Source organism: Bergeyella cardium (assembly GCF_009914665.1).
GTDB lineage: Bacteria > Bacteroidota > Bacteroidia > Flavobacteriales > Weeksellaceae > Bergeyella_A > Bergeyella_A cardium.
In genome coordinates this window covers 794,283-815,344 of the sequence record NZ_CP029149.1, presented here as the reverse complement: position 1 = coordinate 815,344, position 21,062 = coordinate 794,283, and the positions used below count along the sequence as shown (strand labels likewise).

The 21,062-nt window shown below is 41.1% G+C and carries 17 protein-coding genes; all 17 read left to right on the top strand.

Annotation, left to right across the window (positions count from 1 at the left end; translation table 11 throughout):
- Positions 1 to 22: 22 nt before the first annotated feature.
- The 17 genes from DBX24_RS03730 (at position 23) to DBX24_RS03650 (ending at position 21,057) form a co-directional block, all read left to right on the top strand.
- Complete coding sequence (locus DBX24_RS03730; protein ID WP_160224027.1) at positions 23 to 1,759, top strand: ABC transporter ATP-binding protein; 1,737 nt, start codon at positions 23 to 25, stop codon at positions 1,757 to 1,759.
- Between the two features lie 108 nt (positions 1,760 to 1,867).
- Positions 1,868 to 3,253, top strand: a complete 1,386-nt coding sequence (gene glmM, locus DBX24_RS03725; RefSeq protein WP_160224026.1) for a phosphoglucosamine mutase — start codon at positions 1,868 to 1,870, stop codon at positions 3,251 to 3,253.
- A gap of 214 nt (positions 3,254 to 3,467) precedes the next feature.
- On the top strand, positions 3,468 to 4,805 hold the full coding sequence (locus DBX24_RS03720) for a tetratricopeptide repeat protein (RefSeq protein ID WP_160224695.1): 1,338 nt from the start codon (positions 3,468 to 3,470) through the stop codon (positions 4,803 to 4,805).
- Between the two features lie 157 nt (positions 4,806 to 4,962).
- Positions 4,963 to 6,267, top strand: coding sequence for a T9SS type A sorting domain-containing protein (locus tag DBX24_RS03715; RefSeq protein ID WP_120488314.1), 1,305 nt, complete (start codon positions 4,963 to 4,965; stop codon positions 6,265 to 6,267).
- Between the two features lie 114 nt (positions 6,268 to 6,381).
- On the top strand, positions 6,382 to 8,127 hold the full coding sequence (aspS, locus tag DBX24_RS03710) for an aspartate--tRNA ligase (protein WP_160224025.1): 1,746 nt from the start codon (positions 6,382 to 6,384) through the stop codon (positions 8,125 to 8,127).
- Positions 8,128 to 8,175: 48 nt separating this feature from the next.
- Complete coding sequence (locus DBX24_RS03705) at positions 8,176 to 8,976, top strand: DUF6759 domain-containing protein (protein WP_160224024.1); 801 nt, start codon at positions 8,176 to 8,178, stop codon at positions 8,974 to 8,976.
- A 335-nt stretch (positions 8,977 to 9,311) separates the two neighbouring features.
- Complete coding sequence (gene ccoS, locus DBX24_RS03700; protein WP_160224023.1) at positions 9,312 to 9,494, top strand: cbb3-type cytochrome oxidase assembly protein CcoS; 183 nt, start codon at positions 9,312 to 9,314, stop codon at positions 9,492 to 9,494.
- 11 nt (positions 9,495 to 9,505) lie between these two features.
- A complete protein-coding gene (gene ccoN / locus DBX24_RS03695; protein ID WP_160224022.1) occupies positions 9,506 to 11,794 on the top strand; it encodes a cytochrome-c oxidase, cbb3-type subunit I in 2,289 nt (762 codons plus the stop codon).
- A 66-nt stretch (positions 11,795 to 11,860) separates the two neighbouring features.
- The gene (locus DBX24_RS03690; RefSeq protein WP_120488319.1) at positions 11,861 to 12,073 is read left to right on the top strand and encodes a cbb3-type cytochrome oxidase subunit 3; all 213 of its coding nucleotides are present in this window, start codon (positions 11,861 to 11,863) and stop codon (positions 12,071 to 12,073) included.
- A 5-nt stretch (positions 12,074 to 12,078) separates the two neighbouring features.
- Positions 12,079 to 12,963 carry a c-type cytochrome gene (locus DBX24_RS03685; protein WP_160224021.1) on the top strand — a complete coding sequence of 295 codons (885 nt, stop codon included), beginning with the start codon at positions 12,079 to 12,081 and terminating at the stop codon, positions 12,961 to 12,963.
- 155 nt (positions 12,964 to 13,118) lie between these two features.
- Positions 13,119 to 14,573: a cytochrome c oxidase accessory protein CcoG gene (gene ccoG, locus DBX24_RS03680; protein ID WP_160224020.1), complete on the top strand. Its 1,455-nt coding sequence runs from the start codon at positions 13,119 to 13,121 to the stop codon at positions 14,571 to 14,573.
- A gap of 45 nt (positions 14,574 to 14,618) precedes the next feature.
- On the top strand, positions 14,619 to 15,065 hold the full coding sequence (locus DBX24_RS03675; protein ID WP_160224019.1) for a FixH family protein: 447 nt from the start codon (positions 14,619 to 14,621) through the stop codon (positions 15,063 to 15,065).
- Positions 15,056 to 15,790 carry a sulfite exporter TauE/SafE family protein gene (locus DBX24_RS03670; protein WP_160224018.1) on the top strand — a complete coding sequence of 245 codons (735 nt, stop codon included), beginning with the start codon at positions 15,056 to 15,058 and terminating at the stop codon, positions 15,788 to 15,790. Before DBX24_RS03675 ends, DBX24_RS03670 begins: the two co-directional genes overlap by 10 nt.
- Before the next feature lie 6 nt (positions 15,791 to 15,796).
- Positions 15,797 to 16,090 (top strand): hypothetical protein, encoded by a 294-nt coding sequence (locus DBX24_RS03665; protein WP_120488324.1) that lies wholly within the window; start codon positions 15,797 to 15,799, stop codon positions 16,088 to 16,090.
- 55 nt (positions 16,091 to 16,145) lie between these two features.
- Positions 16,146 to 16,946 carry an NAD(P)H-quinone oxidoreductase gene (locus DBX24_RS03660; RefSeq protein WP_160224017.1) on the top strand — a complete coding sequence of 267 codons (801 nt, stop codon included), beginning with the start codon at positions 16,146 to 16,148 and terminating at the stop codon, positions 16,944 to 16,946.
- 161 nt (positions 16,947 to 17,107) lie between these two features.
- Positions 17,108 to 19,936: a leucine--tRNA ligase gene (gene leuS / locus DBX24_RS03655; protein ID WP_160224016.1), complete on the top strand. Its 2,829-nt coding sequence runs from the start codon at positions 17,108 to 17,110 to the stop codon at positions 19,934 to 19,936.
- A 257-nt stretch (positions 19,937 to 20,193) separates the two neighbouring features.
- The gene (locus DBX24_RS03650; RefSeq protein WP_160224015.1) at positions 20,194 to 21,057 is read left to right on the top strand and encodes a MotA/TolQ/ExbB proton channel family protein; all 864 of its coding nucleotides are present in this window, start codon (positions 20,194 to 20,196) and stop codon (positions 21,055 to 21,057) included.
- Positions 21,058 to 21,062 lie beyond the last annotated feature (5 nt).

Genomic DNA, 21,062 nt, shown 5'->3' with positions numbered 1-21,062 from the left:
CACTCAAAGAAAAAAGAAAATTATGTATAAAAACATTAAATATATTACTTCGTTAGACCCTAAGGGTACGCGCAAAACGATACTTTTACAGATTATCCACAGCTGGTTTGTGGCAGCGCCTTCAGGATTTTTACTCGTAGTACTCTGGGAGCTCTTTTCTCCTCAACCCCGAATGTGGGTGATGTATTCTGTACTCCTCTCAATGCTCGTTTTGCTTATCGTGCAGCTTTTCGTAGCCGCTCGTGCTATGATAAGCTCTAACCTTTGGGTATATGGCATAGGTAAAACGGTACGCATACTTCTGGGGAATAAGTTACAAGGCTTTTCACTCGGATTTTTCAAGAAACGAGACCCAGGTGAGATTGGAGCCGTTATTTTACAAGATGTAGCTACTTTTGAGCATATCTTTAGCCATAGTTTTGGGAATCTCTGTGCAGCCATCTTCGGTACTGTAATGCTCTCGGGCTTCCTTTTCTTTTGCAATTGGCAACTGACGCTCTGCCTACTGGCAGCCCTACCGCTGCTCTACCCATTCATCAAAGGCGGTGCTTATATCGTAGATAAGCTACAGCTGAGTAAAGGGCAAGTGCAGGCACGAAATAAATCTGCCGCACAATTTTTAGAGTATGTACAGGGCATACGCCACCTGAAATCTTATGGATACACAGGAGAGAATTATAAACATCTTATAGCGATGTATGCCGACCTTAAGCGTAAGAGCATTCGATTGGAAACCATACCAGGACCGAGCGTTACCCTCTCGTTTATCCTATTGGAATTTGCTTTTTTGGTGATGATTGCACTCGGAATCTATTATCTTACCCATCATCAGATTACGGTACCCGTACTGCTCACTTTCCTTATCTTAGGTTATACGCTTTATAGCCCAATCAAAGTACTGCTGGTAGATTACCTGATGATTCGCTATATGAACGAGAGTATGACACGGGTGATTAGCGTACTGAACGAACCAACAATGCAGACCGCTAAAGATGATTTCCCAACAAGCTATGACATTAGTTTTGAGGATGTAGATTTTGGTTATTTAGAAGATAAACTAATGGTGAAAGGGCTTAGTTTTAGCGTACCTGAGCACTCAATGACGGCACTTGTAGGGCATTCAGGTTCGGGAAAGACGACCATCGCTTCCCTCATCGCACGCTTCTGGGATGTGAATAGCGGAACGATACGCATTGGAGGCATTGATGTGCGAAACATACGCCAAGAGAAGTTCTATGGGCTTATCAGCGAAGTATTCCAAGAGGTCTATCTCTTTGATGATACTATTTATAATAATATTAAGGTCGGCAAACCCACTGCTACCGAAGCTGAAATACACTCAGCCGCTGAGCGAGCACAAGTCCTCTCCTTTGCAGATGAGCTACCACAGGGGCTACATACCCCCGTAGGCGAAGGAGGAAGTAAGCTGTCAGGTGGACAAAAACAACGCATCAGCATCGCAAGAGCACTCCTAAAAGATGCTCCTATCGTACTCTTAGATGAAGCTACCGCAAGCCTTGACCCAGAAAATGAAGTCTATATACAGCAGGCAATAGAAGAACTCGTAAAGGAAAAGACCGTAGTAGTCATCGCACATAAGCTATCTACCATCAGTAAAGCCCAACAAATACTCGTACTTGAAGAAGGAAGTATTGCCGAACGAGGCACTCACCAAGAACTCCTTGCCCAGCAGGGCATCTACCATCGCCTCTGGACACTGCAGCAATCCCCCACTGCGTGGGGAGCACTTACACCGTAGCCGGTGGGGCGATTATTCCTAAGTGCTCCCTACGCGAGTGGGTGCGACACCTGCAAGGTGTGGAGTTTTTTAAGTACTTTTGCATACATTTTTAAAAGCAATATTTTTATGTCTTTAATAAAATCTATTTCAGGAATACGAGGTACGATTGGTGGGAGAGTAGATGAGAACCTTACCCCTCTCGATGTGGTGAAGTTCAGCTCTGCGTTTGGTACTTGGCTCCAAAACAAAAAAGGAAAGAAAGCGCTGAGCCTCGTTATTGGGCGAGATGCAAGAATCTCAGGGCAAATGGTCTCTGCATTGGTTTCCTCTACTTTGCAAGGGTTAGGGATTAATGTGATTGACCTTGGGCTATCCACCACACCAACAGTAGAAGTGATGGTTCCAGAGCTAAAAGCCGATGGGGGGATTATCCTCACCGCTTCCCATAACCCAAAACAATGGAATGCACTGAAACTCCTCAACGAGAAAGGTGAGTTTATCAATGCTGAAAACGGCGCTGAGGTATTAGCCCTCGCCGAAAGCGAAGATTTTAATTATGCCAAAGTAGATGCTCTCGGTAAGTACGAAAATAGAGAAGATGGCTTTGATATTCATATTCAGAAAATCCTTGCCCTGCCGATGGTAGATACAGTGGCTGTGAAGCAAAAGAGATTCAAGGTAGTCCTTGATGCCGTTAATTCCACTGGTGGGCTGGCGCTCCCTCCGCTGCTTGAAAAGCTCGGCTGCGAAGTGGTGAAACTCTACTGCGAGCCCAATGGAGACTTCCCACACAATCCAGAGCCGCTAAAAGAGCACCTGACAGACATCTGCGAACGGGTGAAGAAGGAGAAAGCCGACCTCGGCATCGTGGTAGACCCCGATGTGGATAGATTAGCACTGATAGACGAGACGGGCGAGATGTTTGGTGAGGAATATACGCTGGTAGCCGTAGCCGATTATCTATTGAGGCATAAAAAAGGTGTGGCGGTATCTAATCTCTCCTCGAGCCGAGCGCTGAGAGATGTGGCGAGTGGTCTCGGGTCTGGTTATTTTGCCAGTGCCGTTGGCGAGGTAAATGTAGTCCATCTAATGAAAGAGAAAAACGCCGTTATCGGTGGTGAAGGCAATGGCGGGATTATCTATCCAGATTTGCATTATGGAAGGGATTCGCTCGTAGGGGTGGCATTATTCCTCACCCACTTGGCAAAGGAGAATAAAACGGTATCGGCGCTTAGGGCGACTTATCCCGCTTATTTTATGGGCAAGAAGAAAATAGAACTCACCCCAGAAATCAATGTAGATAAGGTATTAGAACGACTGAAAACAAAGTACAGCAATGAGGAAATCTCCACAATAGACGGCGTGAAGATAGACTTTGCTGACGGTTGGGTGCATCTCCGAAAGTCCAACACAGAGCCGATTATCCGCATCTACACCGAAGCGAAAACCCAAAAAGAAGCCGATGAGCTGGCGGATCGCTTTATTAATGAAATCAAACTTATCATAGCGTAGGCATCGCGAGATTTTTCTTAATATATTAATTGAGCTATCACTGTTTAGGGATAGTTCAATTAATTTTTAAATATTCATTTAAGAGAGTATTAATTTTAATCTGCTTACATTTGCAGCATTGATAAAGAAATTTTACATCTCTTATCATTGATTTAAAACAAATAATTTGGAAGAAGAATTTTTAGAAAATGGGCTCGTTCAACGTTTTGAGGAAATGCTGGGGAATAATGACGAGTATTATTTTGATACGGATGAGCTGGAAGATATTATCATCTATTACCTTGAAATAGGAGATATAAACTATGCTGAGCTTGCTGTGCGGTATGCCTCCAGGCTACACCCAAACTCTATTGAAATCAAAACAAAACGCCTGGAAGTACTGCTGGAATTGGAGCAATATTCTGAGGCAAAAAAATTAATCAACGAATTGCAGGAAATCTCTATGGACAGTATGGATTTCTTGGTTTGCTGTGCAAAATATTATTCCAGCCTTGGAAACCCAAAACGCTCGATAGATTATTGCAAAAAAGCATTGGAATATGGTGAGGAAGAAAATTTCCTCTACAACTTCATCGCTGATGAGTATATAAATTTAGATGAACCTTTTCTTGCATTAAACTACTATAAAAACGCTTTGGAAGCAGACCCAAATGATGCCTACCCACTCGAAAACATAATGTCTTGCTATGCAAAATTGAAAAGACCCAAAGAGGCAATAGAATTTTTAAATTCCTATCTCGATAAATACCCTTATTCCGAGACTGCTTGGTTTGAGTATGGGCAGTTCTACTTCAACAGGAAGAATTACAGAGAAGCGATCAAAGGGTTTAATTATATTTTAGCCATCAACAGTGAAGCAGTAGGTATCTACTCTAATAAAGCAGCTTGCTACGAAGCGATGAAAGATTGGGAGAAAGCAATAGAAACCTATCAGGAAATGCTACTCCAAGAATACACAAAAGCGTATACCTTCTACCGAATAGGGCTCTGCTATAAAGAGATGAAAAGCATTCTCAACGCCATACACACCTTTAAGGAATCTCTAAAAGAAGACCCTCAGTTTTATCTTTCTATGGTAGAGCTTTCGTTTTTGTATGAACAAATAGGGAGTGTGGCAGAAGCGATTTATTATACAGAAGAAGCGATTTCCCTCAATGAAAATAATATTGAGTATTACAAGAGGCTGGCTTTTCTCTATATCGATTCTAACCGTTTTGAAGACAGTTTGAAATGCCTTAAAAAAATCACTGAAACCGAACCCGAAGGCTTCTATAACTGGTATGCCTACGCAGAAGTATTAATGCTTATAGAGGAATATGAAGAAGCAGTAACAGTAATTAATAGGGCGCTTAACCTGCATCAGCGGGCGGAGCTCTACTATCAACTGAGCAATGCTTATTACAACTTGAATAATAAGTCTGAGGGTAAACAATCTTTAGAAAAAGCATTAAAACTGGATGATAACCTCTTTGAAGATATGCTTAGGAAATATCCTAACATTAGCAGAGAGGATAAAAAAGGAAAGAAAAACCTAAAAGATGATATAAAATAAGGACTATGATTTAAATCATAGTCTTTGATTTACTATGCACTCAACCCCGTTGATTACCGTGTATTCATACATTCATAACCCATTACGTCCAAATAATTAGACTAATGTAAGATTATTATGTACATTTGTACCCATTATTAAAAAAAATTAAAAGACAATGAAATTAAACTTATTTTATTCTATTGCTCTTGTAGCAAGTACTTCTATTAGCGCATTTGCACAAAATACAGACGAGAATGGCTACTCTACTGTAAATCTTTCTCTTAAACAGAATTACTATGAAAGAGCATACTTTAATTTTGATAATGGAGCTATTGAAAATAGAAGAGCAAAAAACTGGGATATTGCTTTCTATAGAGGTAAGGAAGTGGGTACAAGGCTTAATGATATGAATGGAATGTCTGCCTATCTGGTAAGTAATGATATAAGCGATTGGGATAAAATAGGAAATGCAGAAGATATAGTTGCTGGTAAGGAAAAGGAGGCGCTATATAACCCAAATGAAACCGATAAAGTCTATAACGGAGCTCTACAGCAAGTAAAATGGTGGGAAGAAAAGGAGAATACAATAAAAGGAAATAAGATTTTCATCATTAAGCATAATTACAGCCAATACCCAGAATACAGAAAGTTTATGATTGAAGAGAGAAGTGAAAAAGGAGACTATCTTATTAAATATGCTTTTTGGACTGGTGCTGGGATAAATGAATGGGGAGCAACAAGAACATTTACTATTCCGAAAGGAGAGGGAAAAGCATTGTTTGATTATTACCAGTTTTATAAACATAGTACTAGGGAAAGAGACCTCATTATTAATAATGCAGAGCCTAATGATACCACTTGGGACTTAATGTTTGAAAGATACCATTTGAATGACATAGGATTATATGCTGTAGGAGCTGTGCAAAATCTTAACCTTAGAGTTGCCAAACATACAGATGAAACTCAAGCAACCGTTAAATTTGATGAGCCTAAGGAATCTGAATTTTCTGATATGATTACCACAATCGGGCATGACTGGAAAAATTTTGATAGTAATTCTTTTCAATTCATATTAAAAGATCGCTATGTCTATTATGTAAAAAAAGGTGCTAATTACTATAGAATGTACTTTACCAGAATGAGTGGTTCAGTTACGGGTAACCTATCCTTTAAATATAAAAACATCACTGAAGAGCTCGGTGTACAAGACTTAAATAAAAAAGCTGATTTTGGTATCTATCCAAATCCTACTGTAGATAAAAAAGCTACCCTACTTTTTGATGTAAAAGAAAAGGATAACAATAAAGGTACAGCAGAACTCTACGACTTCAGTGGTAAAAAAGTATATGAAACTACTCTTTCTAACCAAACAGGGCTTTATAAAAAGGAAATCAACCTCCAATCTCTATCCACAGGGACTTATATTTTAAAAGTATCTTACGGTGGAGCCTCTCAAACCAGAAAGATTATCGTTAAATAGATGAGTATTTAGAACTCAAGTTTTAGAAATCCCTTTTTCTTTGCTGAAAAAGGGATTTTTATAATATATTTGCATTTACTTTCTTAAAAAGAGGGAGATAAAAAATAATCAATTATGTTCCGAACACATACTAATGGAGAGCTGTCTCTAAAAAATCTAAATCAGACCGTTAGCCTTGCTGGTTGGGTGCAGACCATCAGAGACAAAGGCTTTATGATTTGGGTAGATTTGAGAGACCGATATGGCATCACTCAGCTTGTTTTAGATGAAGAAAGGTCGTCCAAAGACTTACTCGAAAAAGCAAAAAAACTTGGGCGCGAGTTTGTTATTCAAGTAGAAGGTAAAGTAATAGAAAGAACTTCTAAAAACCCTAAAATCCCAACGGGGGAAATTGAAATATTAGTTGAAAATCTACATATTCTTAATGAATCTCAGCTTCCACCTTTTACCATAGAAGACGAAACCGATGGCGGTGAGGAGCTCCGAATGAAATACAGATATCTGGACATCAGGAGAAATCCCGTAAAGGATAAATTAATTTTCAGACATCAAATCGCTCAAAAAGTTAGAAATTACCTTTCAGAGCAGGGTTTCATAGAAGTTGAAACTCCCGTATTAATTAAATCTACTCCCGAAGGAGCAAGGGATTTTATCGTACCGAGTAGGATGAATCAGGGGCAGTTCTACGCCTTGCCACAGTCTCCGCAGACCTTTAAGCAGCTGCTTATGGTAGGAGGGATGGATAAGTATTTTCAGATTGTGAAATGCTTCCGAGATGAGGATTTGCGTGCCGATCGCCAGCCCGAATTTACACAGATAGACTGCGAAATGGCATTTGTGGAGCAGGAAGATATTATGAAAGTCTTTGAAGGTTTGGCTAAAAAACTTTTAGAAGAAATTACAGGCAACACCATTGGTGACTTTCCAAGAATGACCTTTGATGAGGCAATGAAAAGATATGGTAATGACAAACCAGACATTCGTTTTGGAATGGAATTCATTGAGCTCAATGAAGTTGTAAAAGGTAAAGATTTCAAAATATTTGATGAAGCAGAACTCGTAGTAGGTATCAATGTAGAAGGAAAAGCGGACTACACAAGGAAGCAAATAGATGAGCTTATCGACTGGGTAAAGCGCCCACAAATCGGCGCAAGCGGAATGGTTTGGGTTAAGTATCAAGAAGATGGAACCCTCACTTCCTCTGTGAATAAATTCTATAACGAGGAGGATTTAAAGGGTATAGCGGATAAGTTTAATGCTAAAAAAGGAGATTTAATTCTCGTAATGAGTGGAGAAACCAATAAGGTTCGTGCTCAGCTTTCGGCTCTTAGAATGGAGCTCGGCAATAGATTAGGCTTAAGAAAGGGCAATGAGTTTGCTCCGCTATGGGTAGTAGACTTCCCTCTTCTCGAATGGGATGAAGAAACTGGAAGATACCACGCTATGCACCATCCATTCACCTCACCAAAAGAGGAGGATATCCCTCTTTTAGAAACAGAGCCTGGGAAAGTTAGAGCTAATGCTTATGATTTGGTTCTCAACGGAAATGAAATCGGTGGTGGCTCAATCAGAATCTTTAATCAAGAGCTTCAATCCAAAATGTTTGATTTATTAGGCTTTACCAAAGAAGATGCTGAAGCTCAGTTTGGTTTCCTGATGAATGCCTTCAAATACGGAGCGCCTCCACACGGCGGCTTGGCCTTTGGTTTTGATAGATTGGTTGCTATTTTAGATGGGAATGAAGTGATTCGTGATTATATCGCTTTCCCTAAAAACAATTCAGGAAGAGATGTGATGATAGACGCTCCGTCTCCTGTACATCAAGAGCAATTGGATGAATTGAGTATTCAAGTAAAATAAAAATATTATTATAGAGTTCTTAAAGAAAATAATTAAAAAGCAAATGATATGAAACAGTTATTATTAATTTTAGGTATATTCTCTTTTGTATTTGTGGGTGCTCAGAGCCAAAAGAAAAACTATCGTAATATTATGAAGAGTTATAATATTTACGAACTTGATGCCTTTCTAAGAGATGCAGCACCTAACGACCAAAGGAGAGCTGTATTAAAACCAAGACTTATGCAACTCCTTGAGGAGTACATACAGAATGCTTTTCCTTTTGACCAAAGGGTATCGCAAATGCAGGATATGCTTGCTACACTAAAAAAGCATCCATCTACCAAGATGACTTTTCAGGAGTTTAGTGCAAAAATCCGTGAAAGACAAGTTGCCAAGATTAAAGAAGATCTCATTAACAGCAGTAATATGACGGAAGATGATGCTAAAAATATCTATAAGCAATATCAGCACGGAAACTCTGGCTCTGCAGTAGCTATGGCTGCAGGTACAGCAAATTATGTAAATCCAGAAGAAGCAGAATTTAATAAGCTTATATCCATATCTCCTGCAGAGCAGAAGAAAAAATCTGTGAATCTACTTAACTCTTTATTTGATAATGACCCGTCTTCTAAAGAGGCGGTTGTTATGATAGAAAACACTTCCGACTGTAATATTATCGTGCGTATGGAGGGAGCTGGTGGTAAGAAATACAGTCTCCCTGTTCCTACTAAAAAAGAAAACTCTATAGTAGTAGAGAAAGGAAGCTATTTGTTCACAAGTCTAGTATGTGGTGCTCAATATGCCTCACAGAAGAAAATAGACAAAGCTTTAATGCTCTCATTAGGTAATCCTGAACCTGTAAAATAAAGATATAAAGACTTAAATATCTTTTATTTATGTAGAGTATAGCATAATAAAAAATGATGATATTTAGCATATCACTTCCCTCTAAGAGAGAAGTGATATGCTTTTTTTATGAAGCTGTATTTTCATTCGATTTTTCCTTTATTATAATATAATTAGCAGTATATCATTATTTTAAATTTATCGATTTCATTAATCATAAAATAGACTAAAAATAATTAACAATCAACATAGATTATCCCTATTTTCGTTATAGTTTATATCAATTAATCAGGGTTTTATTGCCTTTAATAAAATCAATTCTTTCATTAATTTTGCCTCGAAATACTCTGAAACAGATGGATATTCTATACTTAATGATATTGTGTAGCGTGTCATTGGCTTTAATCTTCCTTATTGTATTTATTATAAATGTAAAAAAGGGGCAGTTTGAAGATGATGAGTCTCCTGCTGTGAGAATTTTATTTGATGATGAAGCAAAACAAAATGAAAACCACGAATTAAACAACGAGAAAAAATAAAATAGATTTATATGGAAGTACAAAAGTTTAGTTACGACAACAGCATTGTGCGAGCTTTCCTCTATGCTACAATCATTTTTGGGGTTGTAGGCTTCTTGTTAGGACTCACGGCTGCACTTATGCTTTTCTATCCTGAATTACCAGAGTTTATTTTTGGTACTGATGACCCTACGATTAAGAGTTTAAGGGAAATAGGTTCAGGAGGGCTTCAAGGATTAATTGACACTCACGGTGCATTTGGCTTTGGGAGAATCCGAATGCTGCATACTTCGGCAGTGATTTTTGCATTCGTTGGGAACTGCATTTTTGCAGGGGCTTATTACTCAATGCAAAGGTTGCTCAAAACAAGAATGTTTAGTGATACGCTTTCTTGGATACATTTCTGGAGCTGGCAAATTATGATTGTTGCTGTGGTGATTACTTTCTTAATGGGGATTAATACCTCTAAGGAATATGCTGAGCACGAATGGCCTATCGATATTCTCATCACTATATCCTGGGTTATTTTCGGTATCAATATGTTTGGAACCATTGCCAAGAGGAGGGTTCGCCACTTGTATGTTGCTATCTGGTTCTACATAGGTACTTGGATTGCAGTAGCAATGCTTCATATTTTTAATAATTTGGAAGTCCCATTATCCTTTACTGGCTGGAAATCCTATTCTGCATATGCAGGGGTAAAAGATGCCTTGGTACAATGGTGGTATGGGCATAATGCTGTGGCATTCTTTCTTACAACGCCTATTTTGGGTCTTATGTACTACTTTGTTCCAAAGGCAGCCAATAGACCTGTATTCTCTTATAAATTATCTATCATCCACTTCTGGTCATTAATATTCGTATATATCTGGGCGGGGCCTCACCACCTTCAGTATACGGCTTTACCAGGCTGGGCTCAAGCATTGGGAACAGGTTTTTCAGTAATGCTTATCGCTCCTTCTTGGGGAGGTATGCTTAATGGTCTCCTTACCCTGAGAGGCGCTTGGGATAAGGTGAGGGATAATCCTATCCTTAAATTCTTTGTAGTGGCGATTACCTGCTATGGTATGGCTACATTTGAAGGACCTATTCTGGCAACTAAAACTTTAAATAAGATTGGGCACTATACGGACTGGGTTATCGGGCATGTGCATCTTGGTGCGCTCGGCTGGAATGGCTTTATAGCATTCGGTATGATTTACTACCTCATTCCTATTATGTGGAGAACCAAACTCTGGTCTACTAAACTGGCAAACTGGCATTTCTGGTTAGGTACATTGGGGATTATATTCTATGCTATCCCGCTTTATATCGCTGGATTTACTCAGGGCTTGATGTGGAAAGAGTTTAATGACGATGGTACCCTTGTATGGAAAAACTGGTTAGATACAGTCTCTGCAATTCTCCCTTATTATAAGATGAGATTCTTAGGTGGAGTACTTTATCTCTCAGGGTCTATTCTAATGGTAGTTAATGTCATTGCTACTGTAAGAGCGGGCTCTTTCCAGAAAGAAGTTCCTGCGGAAGCTCCTGCATTGGCTCGAATCAGTAAAAACAGAAAACAAAGCGAAGGCTATCACCTTTGGTTAGAGAGAACGCCTTTTCTTTTCAGTATTCTTTCATTTGTTGCATTGGCTATTGGTGGTTTCTTAGAGATTGTTCCTACTTTGCTCGTAAAGGAAAATGTGCCTACCATCACAGCGGTGAAGCCTTATACTCCTCTCGAGCTGGAAGGCAGAGACCTCTACATCCGTGAGGGTTGTAATTCTTGCCACTCTCAGATGATTCGTCCATTCCGTGATGAAGTGGTAAGATTTAATGGTAAAAACGGACAATATTCCAAAGCAGGTGAATTCGTCTATGACCGACCATTCCTTTGGGGCTCTAAAAGAACAGGGCCAGACTTACACAGACAAGGAGGTAAGAACCCAAGTTCTTGGCACTTCAAGCATATGTATAACCCAAGATTAACATCTCCTCGTTCTATTATGCCGAGATACCCTTGGCTGATAGCTCACAAGCTGGACAGGTCGCTTACCCAAGATAAAATCCAGTTTATGAAAGATGTTTATGATATACCTTATACTCAAGCCGAGATAGACTCTGCAAACACTTGGGCTAATAATCAAGCAGCAGGTATTGTAAGAGATATTTACAAAGAAGCGCCAGATATCAAGGAAGCAATAGAGAAAGAAAAGGCTAAAAAGGGTGCTGACTTTATCCCGTTAGAGGAAAGAGAAATCACCGCTCTTATTGCTTACCTCCAAAGGCTTGGTACAGATATTAAAACCACTGAAATAAAAACAGCAAGTAATAACTAATCATAAGGCAAAGGGCTGTGGCAGTACTTCCCTCAGCTCTTGCCTTTCACTTAATCAATATATAGAATGATTCCTCAAAGTTTTAAAGATATCGTCGCTGGTGGTGAGTATTCAGGTCTGTTTCAGACTTTGGCAATGATACTTTTCATCCTTGTGTTTATGGCGCTGGTGTGGTATGTTATCAGCCGACCGAAGAAATACTACCAAGAGGAGCAGAATATCCCTTTGGAAGACGAAAAACAGGAAGAGAATACAGATATTGGTTTAACTAAATTATAACGAAAATGAAACAAAGAACACCCCTTATCATCAATATTTTAGTAGTGCTTTCATTGCTATTTATGTTGTTCTATATGATTATTCAGAACTTATCGTTTCTACTCTCGCCTTACTTTATCGGTACTGCGGTATTCGGTATCTTGATGGCGCTTATCAGCCACTCTATTGGCAATAAAATGGAAAAAGAGAGGCTAAGCAGACTCTCCGATGCAGAAAAGCAGGCTTACCTCACAGAGAAAAAGATTCCTTACTTCGTAAGAATGTACAGAAGTGCATTTAAACAGCAATCTGCTGCAGAGGAAAAAGATATCCTTATAGACCACGGCTTCGACGGCATTATGGAGCTCGACAACCAGCTCCCAAAATGGTGGCTCGGGCTATTCTGGATAGGAGTGGTATACTGCGTAGTCTATATTATATTCTACTTTGGAGGTGTAGGAGATTTTGCCAATGCAGATAAAGAATATGAGCAAGAATACAAGCATCAGCTCGCAAGTATCGCTGCGTATGAAGCCGACCCTAAAAACATCATTACCATAGATAATGCTACCTATTCTCAGGACAACATTAGCGCTGGTGAAGAATTATTTAAAGCCAACTGTGTATCCTGCCACTTAGAGGGCGGTAAAGGAGGTATAGGACCCAACCTTACCGATAACTACTGGATAAACCAACCAGAGAAAACCCTCTTTAAGAATATCTTTAATGTGGTAGAGAATGGCTCGCCCAACAACCCTTCTATGCAGGCTTTTGGTAAGAATGGCGTACTCACTGGCAAAGACATTCAGAATGTAGCTGCCTATGTCTATCACATCAACCAAGAGCAGCCTCCCGTTACTCAGGATAAAGGCGGTGCTGCACCACAAGGCGACGAAGCTCACTGGCAGTAGTAGCTCATCCGCGTACTGCCGCTCTCAGCAGAGCGCATAACTTATGCAATGGGCTTAAAGCGTAGAGCATTAAGCCCGTTTGCTTTCACAATAAATCAAATCTAATTTCTTAGCCTCAAACAGAGGTTTCAGGCTAATGATTAACAAGATTAACAATGGAAGAATCAGAAATAAAAGGCGGACAAGGGCAAGTACTCAACCCCGAAACTTTCAGAGATTCCGTAGGTACTATGGAGCAATCTGGAAAGAGGAAATGGGTATACCCAAGGAAACCGAAAGGGAAGTATACCGATTACAGAACTATAGTCGCAATAGGATTGCTTACGGTGTTTTTCGTTACTCCATTTATTCGGATTAGCGGCAACCCTTTCCTGATGATTAACATACTCGACAGGCAGTTTTACATCTTCGGTCAGCCTTTCTATCCGCAGGACTTTTTCATCTTAGCATTAGGAGCTATCGCTTCTCTGGTATTCATTATCTTATTTACGGTAGCGTACGGAAGGATATTCTGTGGCTGGATTTGTCCTCAAACCATATTTATGGAAATGGTATTCCGCAAGATAGAATACTGGATAGAGGGCGACAGAAACAAGCAAATAAAGCTCGATAAACAGAAGTGGGACTGGGAGAAAATCCGTAAGCGAGGGCTTAAATGGAGCATCTATATCACCATCTCTCTTATCATCACCCACTTTATGTTTATGTATGTAGTGGGCTACGCGGAAGTCTTCCGAATAATGAAAGAAGGTCCTTTCGTACGCACGACCAACTTTGTGGTAATGGTTCTATTCACTGCTACTTTCTACTTCGTTTTTGCGTGGTTCAGAGAGCAGGCGTGCACCCTCGTTTGCCCTTACGGAAGATTGCAGGGAGTGCTCATTGATAAAGAAACCATCAATGTATATTACGATTTCAAGAGAGGGGAAGGTACCGCTGGGCGCGCTAAGTGGAAAAAGAATGAAGACCGCCAAGCACTCGGTAAAGGAGACTGTATAGACTGCAACCAGTGTGTAGTGGTATGCCCTACGGGGATAGACATTCGCAATGGTCAGCAGCTCGAGTGTGTGAATTGCACTGCTTGTATCGATGCCTGCGATGAGGTGATGGAGAAAGTCGGTTTCCCCAAAGGGCTCATCCGTTATGCTACAGAGGCAGAGATAGAATCCGAAACCAAATTCCATTTTACCCTTAGGATGAAACTCTATGCCCTCGTCCTTGTGGGGCTTATCGCTTTCCTCGGCTATCTTCTTTATGACAGAGGCATTATGGAGGCGAAGTTCATCAAACCTGCGGGCAGCACCTATGTCATCAGAGACGGTAAGGTAAATAATACTTATGATTATACCTTGCTGAATAAATCCAACCGAGATATTACCGTATCATTCAAGGTGCTCTCGCCAGCTAATGGCACAGTGCTCTACAGCGGTAGCGATAAAATCACCGTAAAACGAGACGCCATATTAAAAGGAACTATCAATATTCAGTTCCCAGAGGAAGAGATTAGCCTCGCCAAGCAAAGCATTCTAATTGGGGTATTTGATGCTAATGGCGAGATGATAGATTCTTACGAAACCTATTACGAAGGGCCGTTTAAGATGCAGTTCTAGCTGCCCATAGAGTACAAAACAAAATCATTAATAGAAATTATAAGTATGAAATTCAATTGGGGGCACGGCATATTGGTAGCATTGGTTTCGTTCATCATCTTCATCGTGGGGCTTGTGGTCTATTTCACCCAAACGATGCAAAATTCAGAGCTTATCACGGATAACTACTATCAGGAAGAGCTAATGTACCAGCAAGTAATCGATGCTAAAAACCGTGCAGCAGCATTGGAAGAGATTCCTTCCGTACAGCTCCAGAGCAGCGGTATAGAAATCTCCTTTCCAGAGGATATTAATAATGATAACGCCCATTTTAGCTTCTATCTGTACAGAACCGATGACAAAAACCTTGATGTACAGCAGCATTTTAAGCTCAATGCCCATCGCTACACCATACCCTCTGCCGTATTGAAGAGGGGGAGCTATACCTTAAAGCTCAGCTGGAATAAAGACGGAGAAAGTTATCAAGTAGATTACGATATACAATGGAAATAGGGCTTATCATATCAGCATTAGGGCTCGGCTTTGCGTCGGGCTTTCACTGCATTGGTATGTGTGGCCCCATAGCGCTTTCGCTCGGTCTTACGGGTAGGCGAGCGCTCGGTTTCTACCTGCAAAACCTCAGTTATCAGCTTGGGCGTATCACGACCTATGCCCTACTCGGAGCGGTCTTCGGTATCCTCGGCGAGGGGCTGAGCATCGTAGGGCTTCAGCAGTACCTCAGCCTCTTTGCTGGCGTAGCGCTTATCCTTATGGCGATTTTCTCCTTCGGCAGTGCCGATTTCTCAGCCAAAATACCGCTTCTGCATCGCCTTCTTCTAAGGATTAAAATCAATTTAGGTAAAATGATGCAGCGCTCGGGCTACTCCTCTCGATACCTCACAGGGGTGCTCAACGGTCTCCTGCCCTGCGGAATGGTCTATATGGCGCTTACCGCATCGCTTGCCTACGGCGGAGTGAAGGAGGGTGCCGTCTTTATGGCGCTCTTTGGTCTTGGCACCTTACCTTTTATGTTTGTCATCGTGTTCCTCGGCAATCTAATGACACAAGCATTGAGGATTAAAATCCTCAAGCTCATCCCTATCCTAATGCTCATTATGGGAGCGTTATTCATCCTTCGGGGCTTGCAGCTTGGCATTCCCTACCTTTCCCCAAAATCCGAAGTGCTACACATCCACCAGCCTAATGCCTCCCCCCATACCCAACCCACCTGCCACTAGCCCACTGTGTGGGGATCACATCTTGCAGGTGAGGCAATTGTTTTTAATTGCCCCACCGGCTACGGTGTAAGTATTCCCCACGCAGTGGGTTGGATGAAGCTAGAAATGCTGTATTCTTCCTCCGATGAAATAATAAAAGAGGCAATGCCTCTAATCAATGCCTCCGATGAGAAAAAAAGTAATAAACCTCCTTCAATGAGTAGAATATCCTCCTTCAAAAAGGATATGTATATGCCTAAAAGTTACTGTCCATTATTAGAACTATCGGGTATGAGCCAAAAGCCAGTAGCCACAGGATAATTGTCTCACCAGCTATGATGCTCTATATTTGCACCTGTTTTAATAAGTTGAAACAATGAAAGCAATACACTTTAATGGAGCAGGTGGTGCAGAGGTTATAGCGCTTGTAGAGGTACCTATACCTACTCCTCAGCACGATGAGCTCCTTATCAAGGTGCATACGGCGGGGATTAATGGTCCAGATGTAATGCAAAGAAAAGGGCTTTATGCCCCTCCGAAGGGGGTAACCGAAATCCCAGGGCTTGAGGTTTCGGGTACGGTGGTGCAGTCCGATAGTGCTGGGACTTTTGCTGTAGGGCAGGAGGTTTGCGCCCTTATACAAGGCGGAGGCTATGCCGAATATGCCGTTGCCAAAGCAGAAAATACGGTTCCCATTCCTACGGGCTTGTCTCTCACGGAAGCTGGAGGTTTCTTAGAAACTTTTATGACGGTCTGGGCACACCTCTTTCAATTTGCGGGCTTTACGGAGGGTAAATCTATCCTTATCCACGGGGGTGCATCGGGGATTGGCACTACGGCTACGATGCTTGCAAAGGCTTTTGGTGCTAGTCAGATTTTTACTACTGTATCGAATAAAGAAAACCAAATCCGTAGCATTGAATTAGGAGCCGATATAGCCATTAATTACCGAGAAGAGGATTTTGTGCAGGTAGTGAAACAGCATACCGAAGGTAGAGGGGTAGATTATGTGCTCGACTTGATAGCGGGCACTTATGTACAGCGAAATTATGATGTAGCGGCAATGTACGGAACCATCGTGCAAATAGGCGTGATGCAAGGCAAAGCTCCAGAAGTAGATCTCTTCCCAATGCTCGACAAAGGTGGGCACTTCGGTAAGTTTGTACTTAATATATAAGTGAGCCCTAGGTCAAGGAAAATGAACCTTAGGTCAAGGAAAATGAATAAGTGCCCCACCGGCTACCGTGTTGGGTCAATGAAAATTAAGACTGTATAGCTTTTACGATGACTTTCAATATTGTTCTAAAATATTAAATTTGTATCTTAAATAACCAAAAAATGTTTTACAATCACCAAGAGATAGAGAAAAAATGGCAGAAGTATTGGCAGGAGCACCAGACCTTTAATGCCAGCCAACCCACCAACAGCAAGAAACCCAAGTACTATGTACTGGATATGTTCCCCTATCCATCGGGTGCGGGGCTGCATGTAGGGCATCCACTGGGGTATATTGCGAGTGATATTTATGCGAGATTTAAAAGGCATCAGGGGTATAATGTGCTGCATCCTGTGGGGTACGACAGCTTTGGTCTCCCTGCCGAGCAGTATGCGATACAGACGGGGCAGCACCCAGCCATTACCACTAAAGAGAATATCAACCGATACGAGCAGCAGCTCCGTAAGATAGGCTTTTCCTTTGATTGGAGTAGGGAGCTCCGCACATCAGATGCTTCGTATTATAAATGGACGCAGTGGATATTTATTCAGCTCTTCCACTCTTGGTACAATAAGGCGAATGATAGGGCGGAGTGCATCAGCACGCTCGTTCAGCACTTGGAGAAGCACGGTACTGAGGGGCTTTTCGCAGCACAATCTGAGGCACTTGATTTCTCTGCCGAGCAGTGGAAAGCCTACACCGAAACCACAAAGCAGGAAATCCTACTCAATTATCGTATGGCGTATCGTGCCGAGACTACTGTTAATTGGTGCCCTGCGCTCGGTACTGTACTCGCAAATGATGAGGTGAAAGATGGTAAGTCCGAACGAGGAGGCTATCCCGTATTCCAAAAGAAAATGATGCAGTGGTCTATGCGCATCACAGCCTATTCCGATAGATTATTAAAAGGTCTTGAGGGCTTGGATTGGTCAGAAGCCGTGAAAGAAAGCCAGAGGAACTGGATTGGGAAATCCGAAGGAGCATCTGTAAAATTCAAGGTGCAAGGTACGGAGGAGTATATAGAAGTCTTCACCACTCGACCAGATACGATTTTCGGGGTGTCATTCATTACCCTCGCTCCCGAGCACCAGCTTGTAAAATTCATTACCTCTCCCGAGCAGAAGCAGGCGGTGGAGGAATATATTGAAGCTACCTCCAAACGCTCCGAGCGCGAAAGAATGGCAGATGTGAAGAACATCTCTGGGGTCTTTACTGGGGCGTATGCCGAGCATCCGATTACCCAAGAGCCTATTCCTATTTGGCTTGGAGATTATGTGCTTGCAGGCTATGGTACAGGTGCCGTAATGGCTGTCCCTTGCGGTGATGATAGAGACTATGCCTTTGCTCAACACTTTAATATCAGTATTAAAAATATATTTGATAAAGACCTTTCTGACGGGGCTTATACGAATAAGGAGGGGATGATTTATCAGAACTCCGACTTCCTCAATGGAGAAACCGATTTTAATAAAGCTACCGATACCGTGCTTAAGTATTTGGAGAGCCATAATGCAGGGAAACGACAAACCAATTACCGACAAAGAGATGCGATATTCTCCCGCCAAAGGTATTGGGGAGAGCCCGTGCCTGTCTATTACGAAGATGGTGTGCCTTATACTCTGCCTGTTTCAGCCCTCCCTCTCGAGCTTCCAGAGGTGGAGAAATACCTTCCAACAGAAGATGGAGACCCGCCACTCGGCAATGCAAAAGCGTGGTATTGGGATGAGATTAATCAATGTGTAGTTCCCGCTCCACAAGACCCATCAAAGGCAGGGGATAGGGCTTTCCCATTAGAACTCTCCACGATGCCAGGCTGGGCAGGGAGCTCTTGGTACTTCCTCCGATATATGGACGCTCATAATGAAGATTCATTTTGTGATAAGGCGATTTCCGACTATTGGGGGCAGGTAGATCTCTACATTGGCGGAAGCGAGCACGCTACAGGGCATCTTTTATACTCCAGATTCTGGACAATGTTCCTCTACGATAGAGGCTTTATCTCCCATTCCGAGCCATTCCAAAAGATGATTAACCAAGGGATGATTTTGGGGATGAGTGCTTTTGTGTATAGAATAGAGGGAACAAATCAGTTCGTATCAAAAGGGCTTTCCAAAGATTATAGCACCCAAAGGATACATATTGATATATCATTACTAAAAGGTACGAGTGATGAACTGGATATTGAGAAATTCAAACAGTGGAGAAAGGAGTTTAATGATGCAGAATTTATACTTGAAGACGGTAAATACATTACCGAGAGAGAGGTAGAAAAGATGTCTAAATCCAAGTATAATGTAGTAAATCCCGATGATATTTGCGAAGAATATGGAGCTGACTGCTTGCGGCTGTATGAGATGTTCCTCGGGCCACTCGAGCAGTCAAAACCTTGGAATACTCAGGGGCTAAGCGGGGTATATGGCTTCCTTAAAAAGTTCTATAACCTCTATTTTGATGGGGATGCGTTCTCTGTTTCCGACGAAGCGCCTACCAAACCCGAACTGAAAGTCCTCCACACGCTCATCAAGAAAGTGGTGTATGATATAGAGCATTTCTCCTTTAATACCTCAGTATCGCAGTTTATGATTGCGGTTAACGAACTTCAAAAGATGAAATGCAACAAACGAGAGATATTAGAGCCCTTGGCTGTACTTATATCGCCGTATGCACCGCATCTTTGCGAGGAGCTTTGGAGCCTTTTGGGGCATAGCGAAAGCGTGGATTTTGTGCCTTTCCCTGTACTTAACGAAAGCTACCTTGTGGAAGATGAGATAGAATATCCTGTGAGTTTTAATGGTAAGATGAGGTTTAAACTGCCTTTCTCTGCTGCGCTTTCCAAAGAGGAAATAGAGGCATTGGTAGTGAAAGACGAGCGGGTTATTCAGCAATTAAACGGTAATCAACCCAAGAAAATTATCGTAGTTCCTAAGAAGATTATCAATATTGTGGTATAAGAATGCAGGGGTTTTGGTGATTGCTTAATCAATAAAAATAAGCCGTAATATTTTTAATTTTATACTGATTATTGTCTAATTGACAAAAGTTAGAAAAAAAAGAGGATTAAATTGTAGATATAATAATGGGTTTTTAAGTATTTGTTAGGTAAAATTATCTGAATATTGCTTTAAATATTTGGAGTATAAGTTTTTTTTTACTTTACTTTACGCCCTCAAAAAAAGATAAAAATAATAATTATAATTTTAGTTTAACTATGGAAATGAATGTTTCAAACGAGCTTGTAGAAGTGGCTCAAAAGAAAAAAGGAGGTCTTAACCCCGCGATTATTTTACCAATACTTTATGTAATTGCATTATCTATTTATGTTTTCGTATTAGGTAATCCAGGAAACTTTAAAGCTGATCCAAGACTTACAGGTGCTTCTGTAGCTTTGGCTGATGTGGAATCTAAGGAATTAACACCAGAAGGCTTTATGGGGATTATCTATATGGGGGGACCTGTTGTACACATCCTTATTCTCTTTATGATTACCGTAATTGTATTCTCTTTCGAAAGATTTTTCGTTTTAAATAGAGCACAAGGTAAAGGTAGTCTTGATGCTTTCGTAATAAAAGTAAGGTCTTTACTTAATCAAAACAAAGTTGATGAAGCTCTTGAAGAATGCGACAGACAGCAAGGTACTGTGGGAAATGTGGTGAGAGAAGGGCTTACAACTTATAAGGCATTAGCTAAAGACACAACCCTAAATAAAGAACAAAAAATGGCTGCACTTAATAAGTCTATTGAGGAAGCTACAACCCTTGAAATGCCAATGCTTGAAAAGAATATGATGATTCTTTCCACTCTTGGTACAGTGGCTACGCTTGTGGCGCTACTCGGTACCGTAATCGGTATGATTAAGGCGTTTCACGCATTAGGTTCAGGTGGTGGTACGCCAGATGCAGCAGCTCTTTCTATCGGTATCTCAGAAGCATTGATTAATACTGCATTAGGTATTGGTACTTCTGCGATTGCGATTATCCTTTATAACTTCTTTACTTCTAAAATTGATGGAATGACTTATAAAATTGATGAAATATCAATGTCTATCCAGCAATCTTTTGCAGAATTCAACTAAGAATC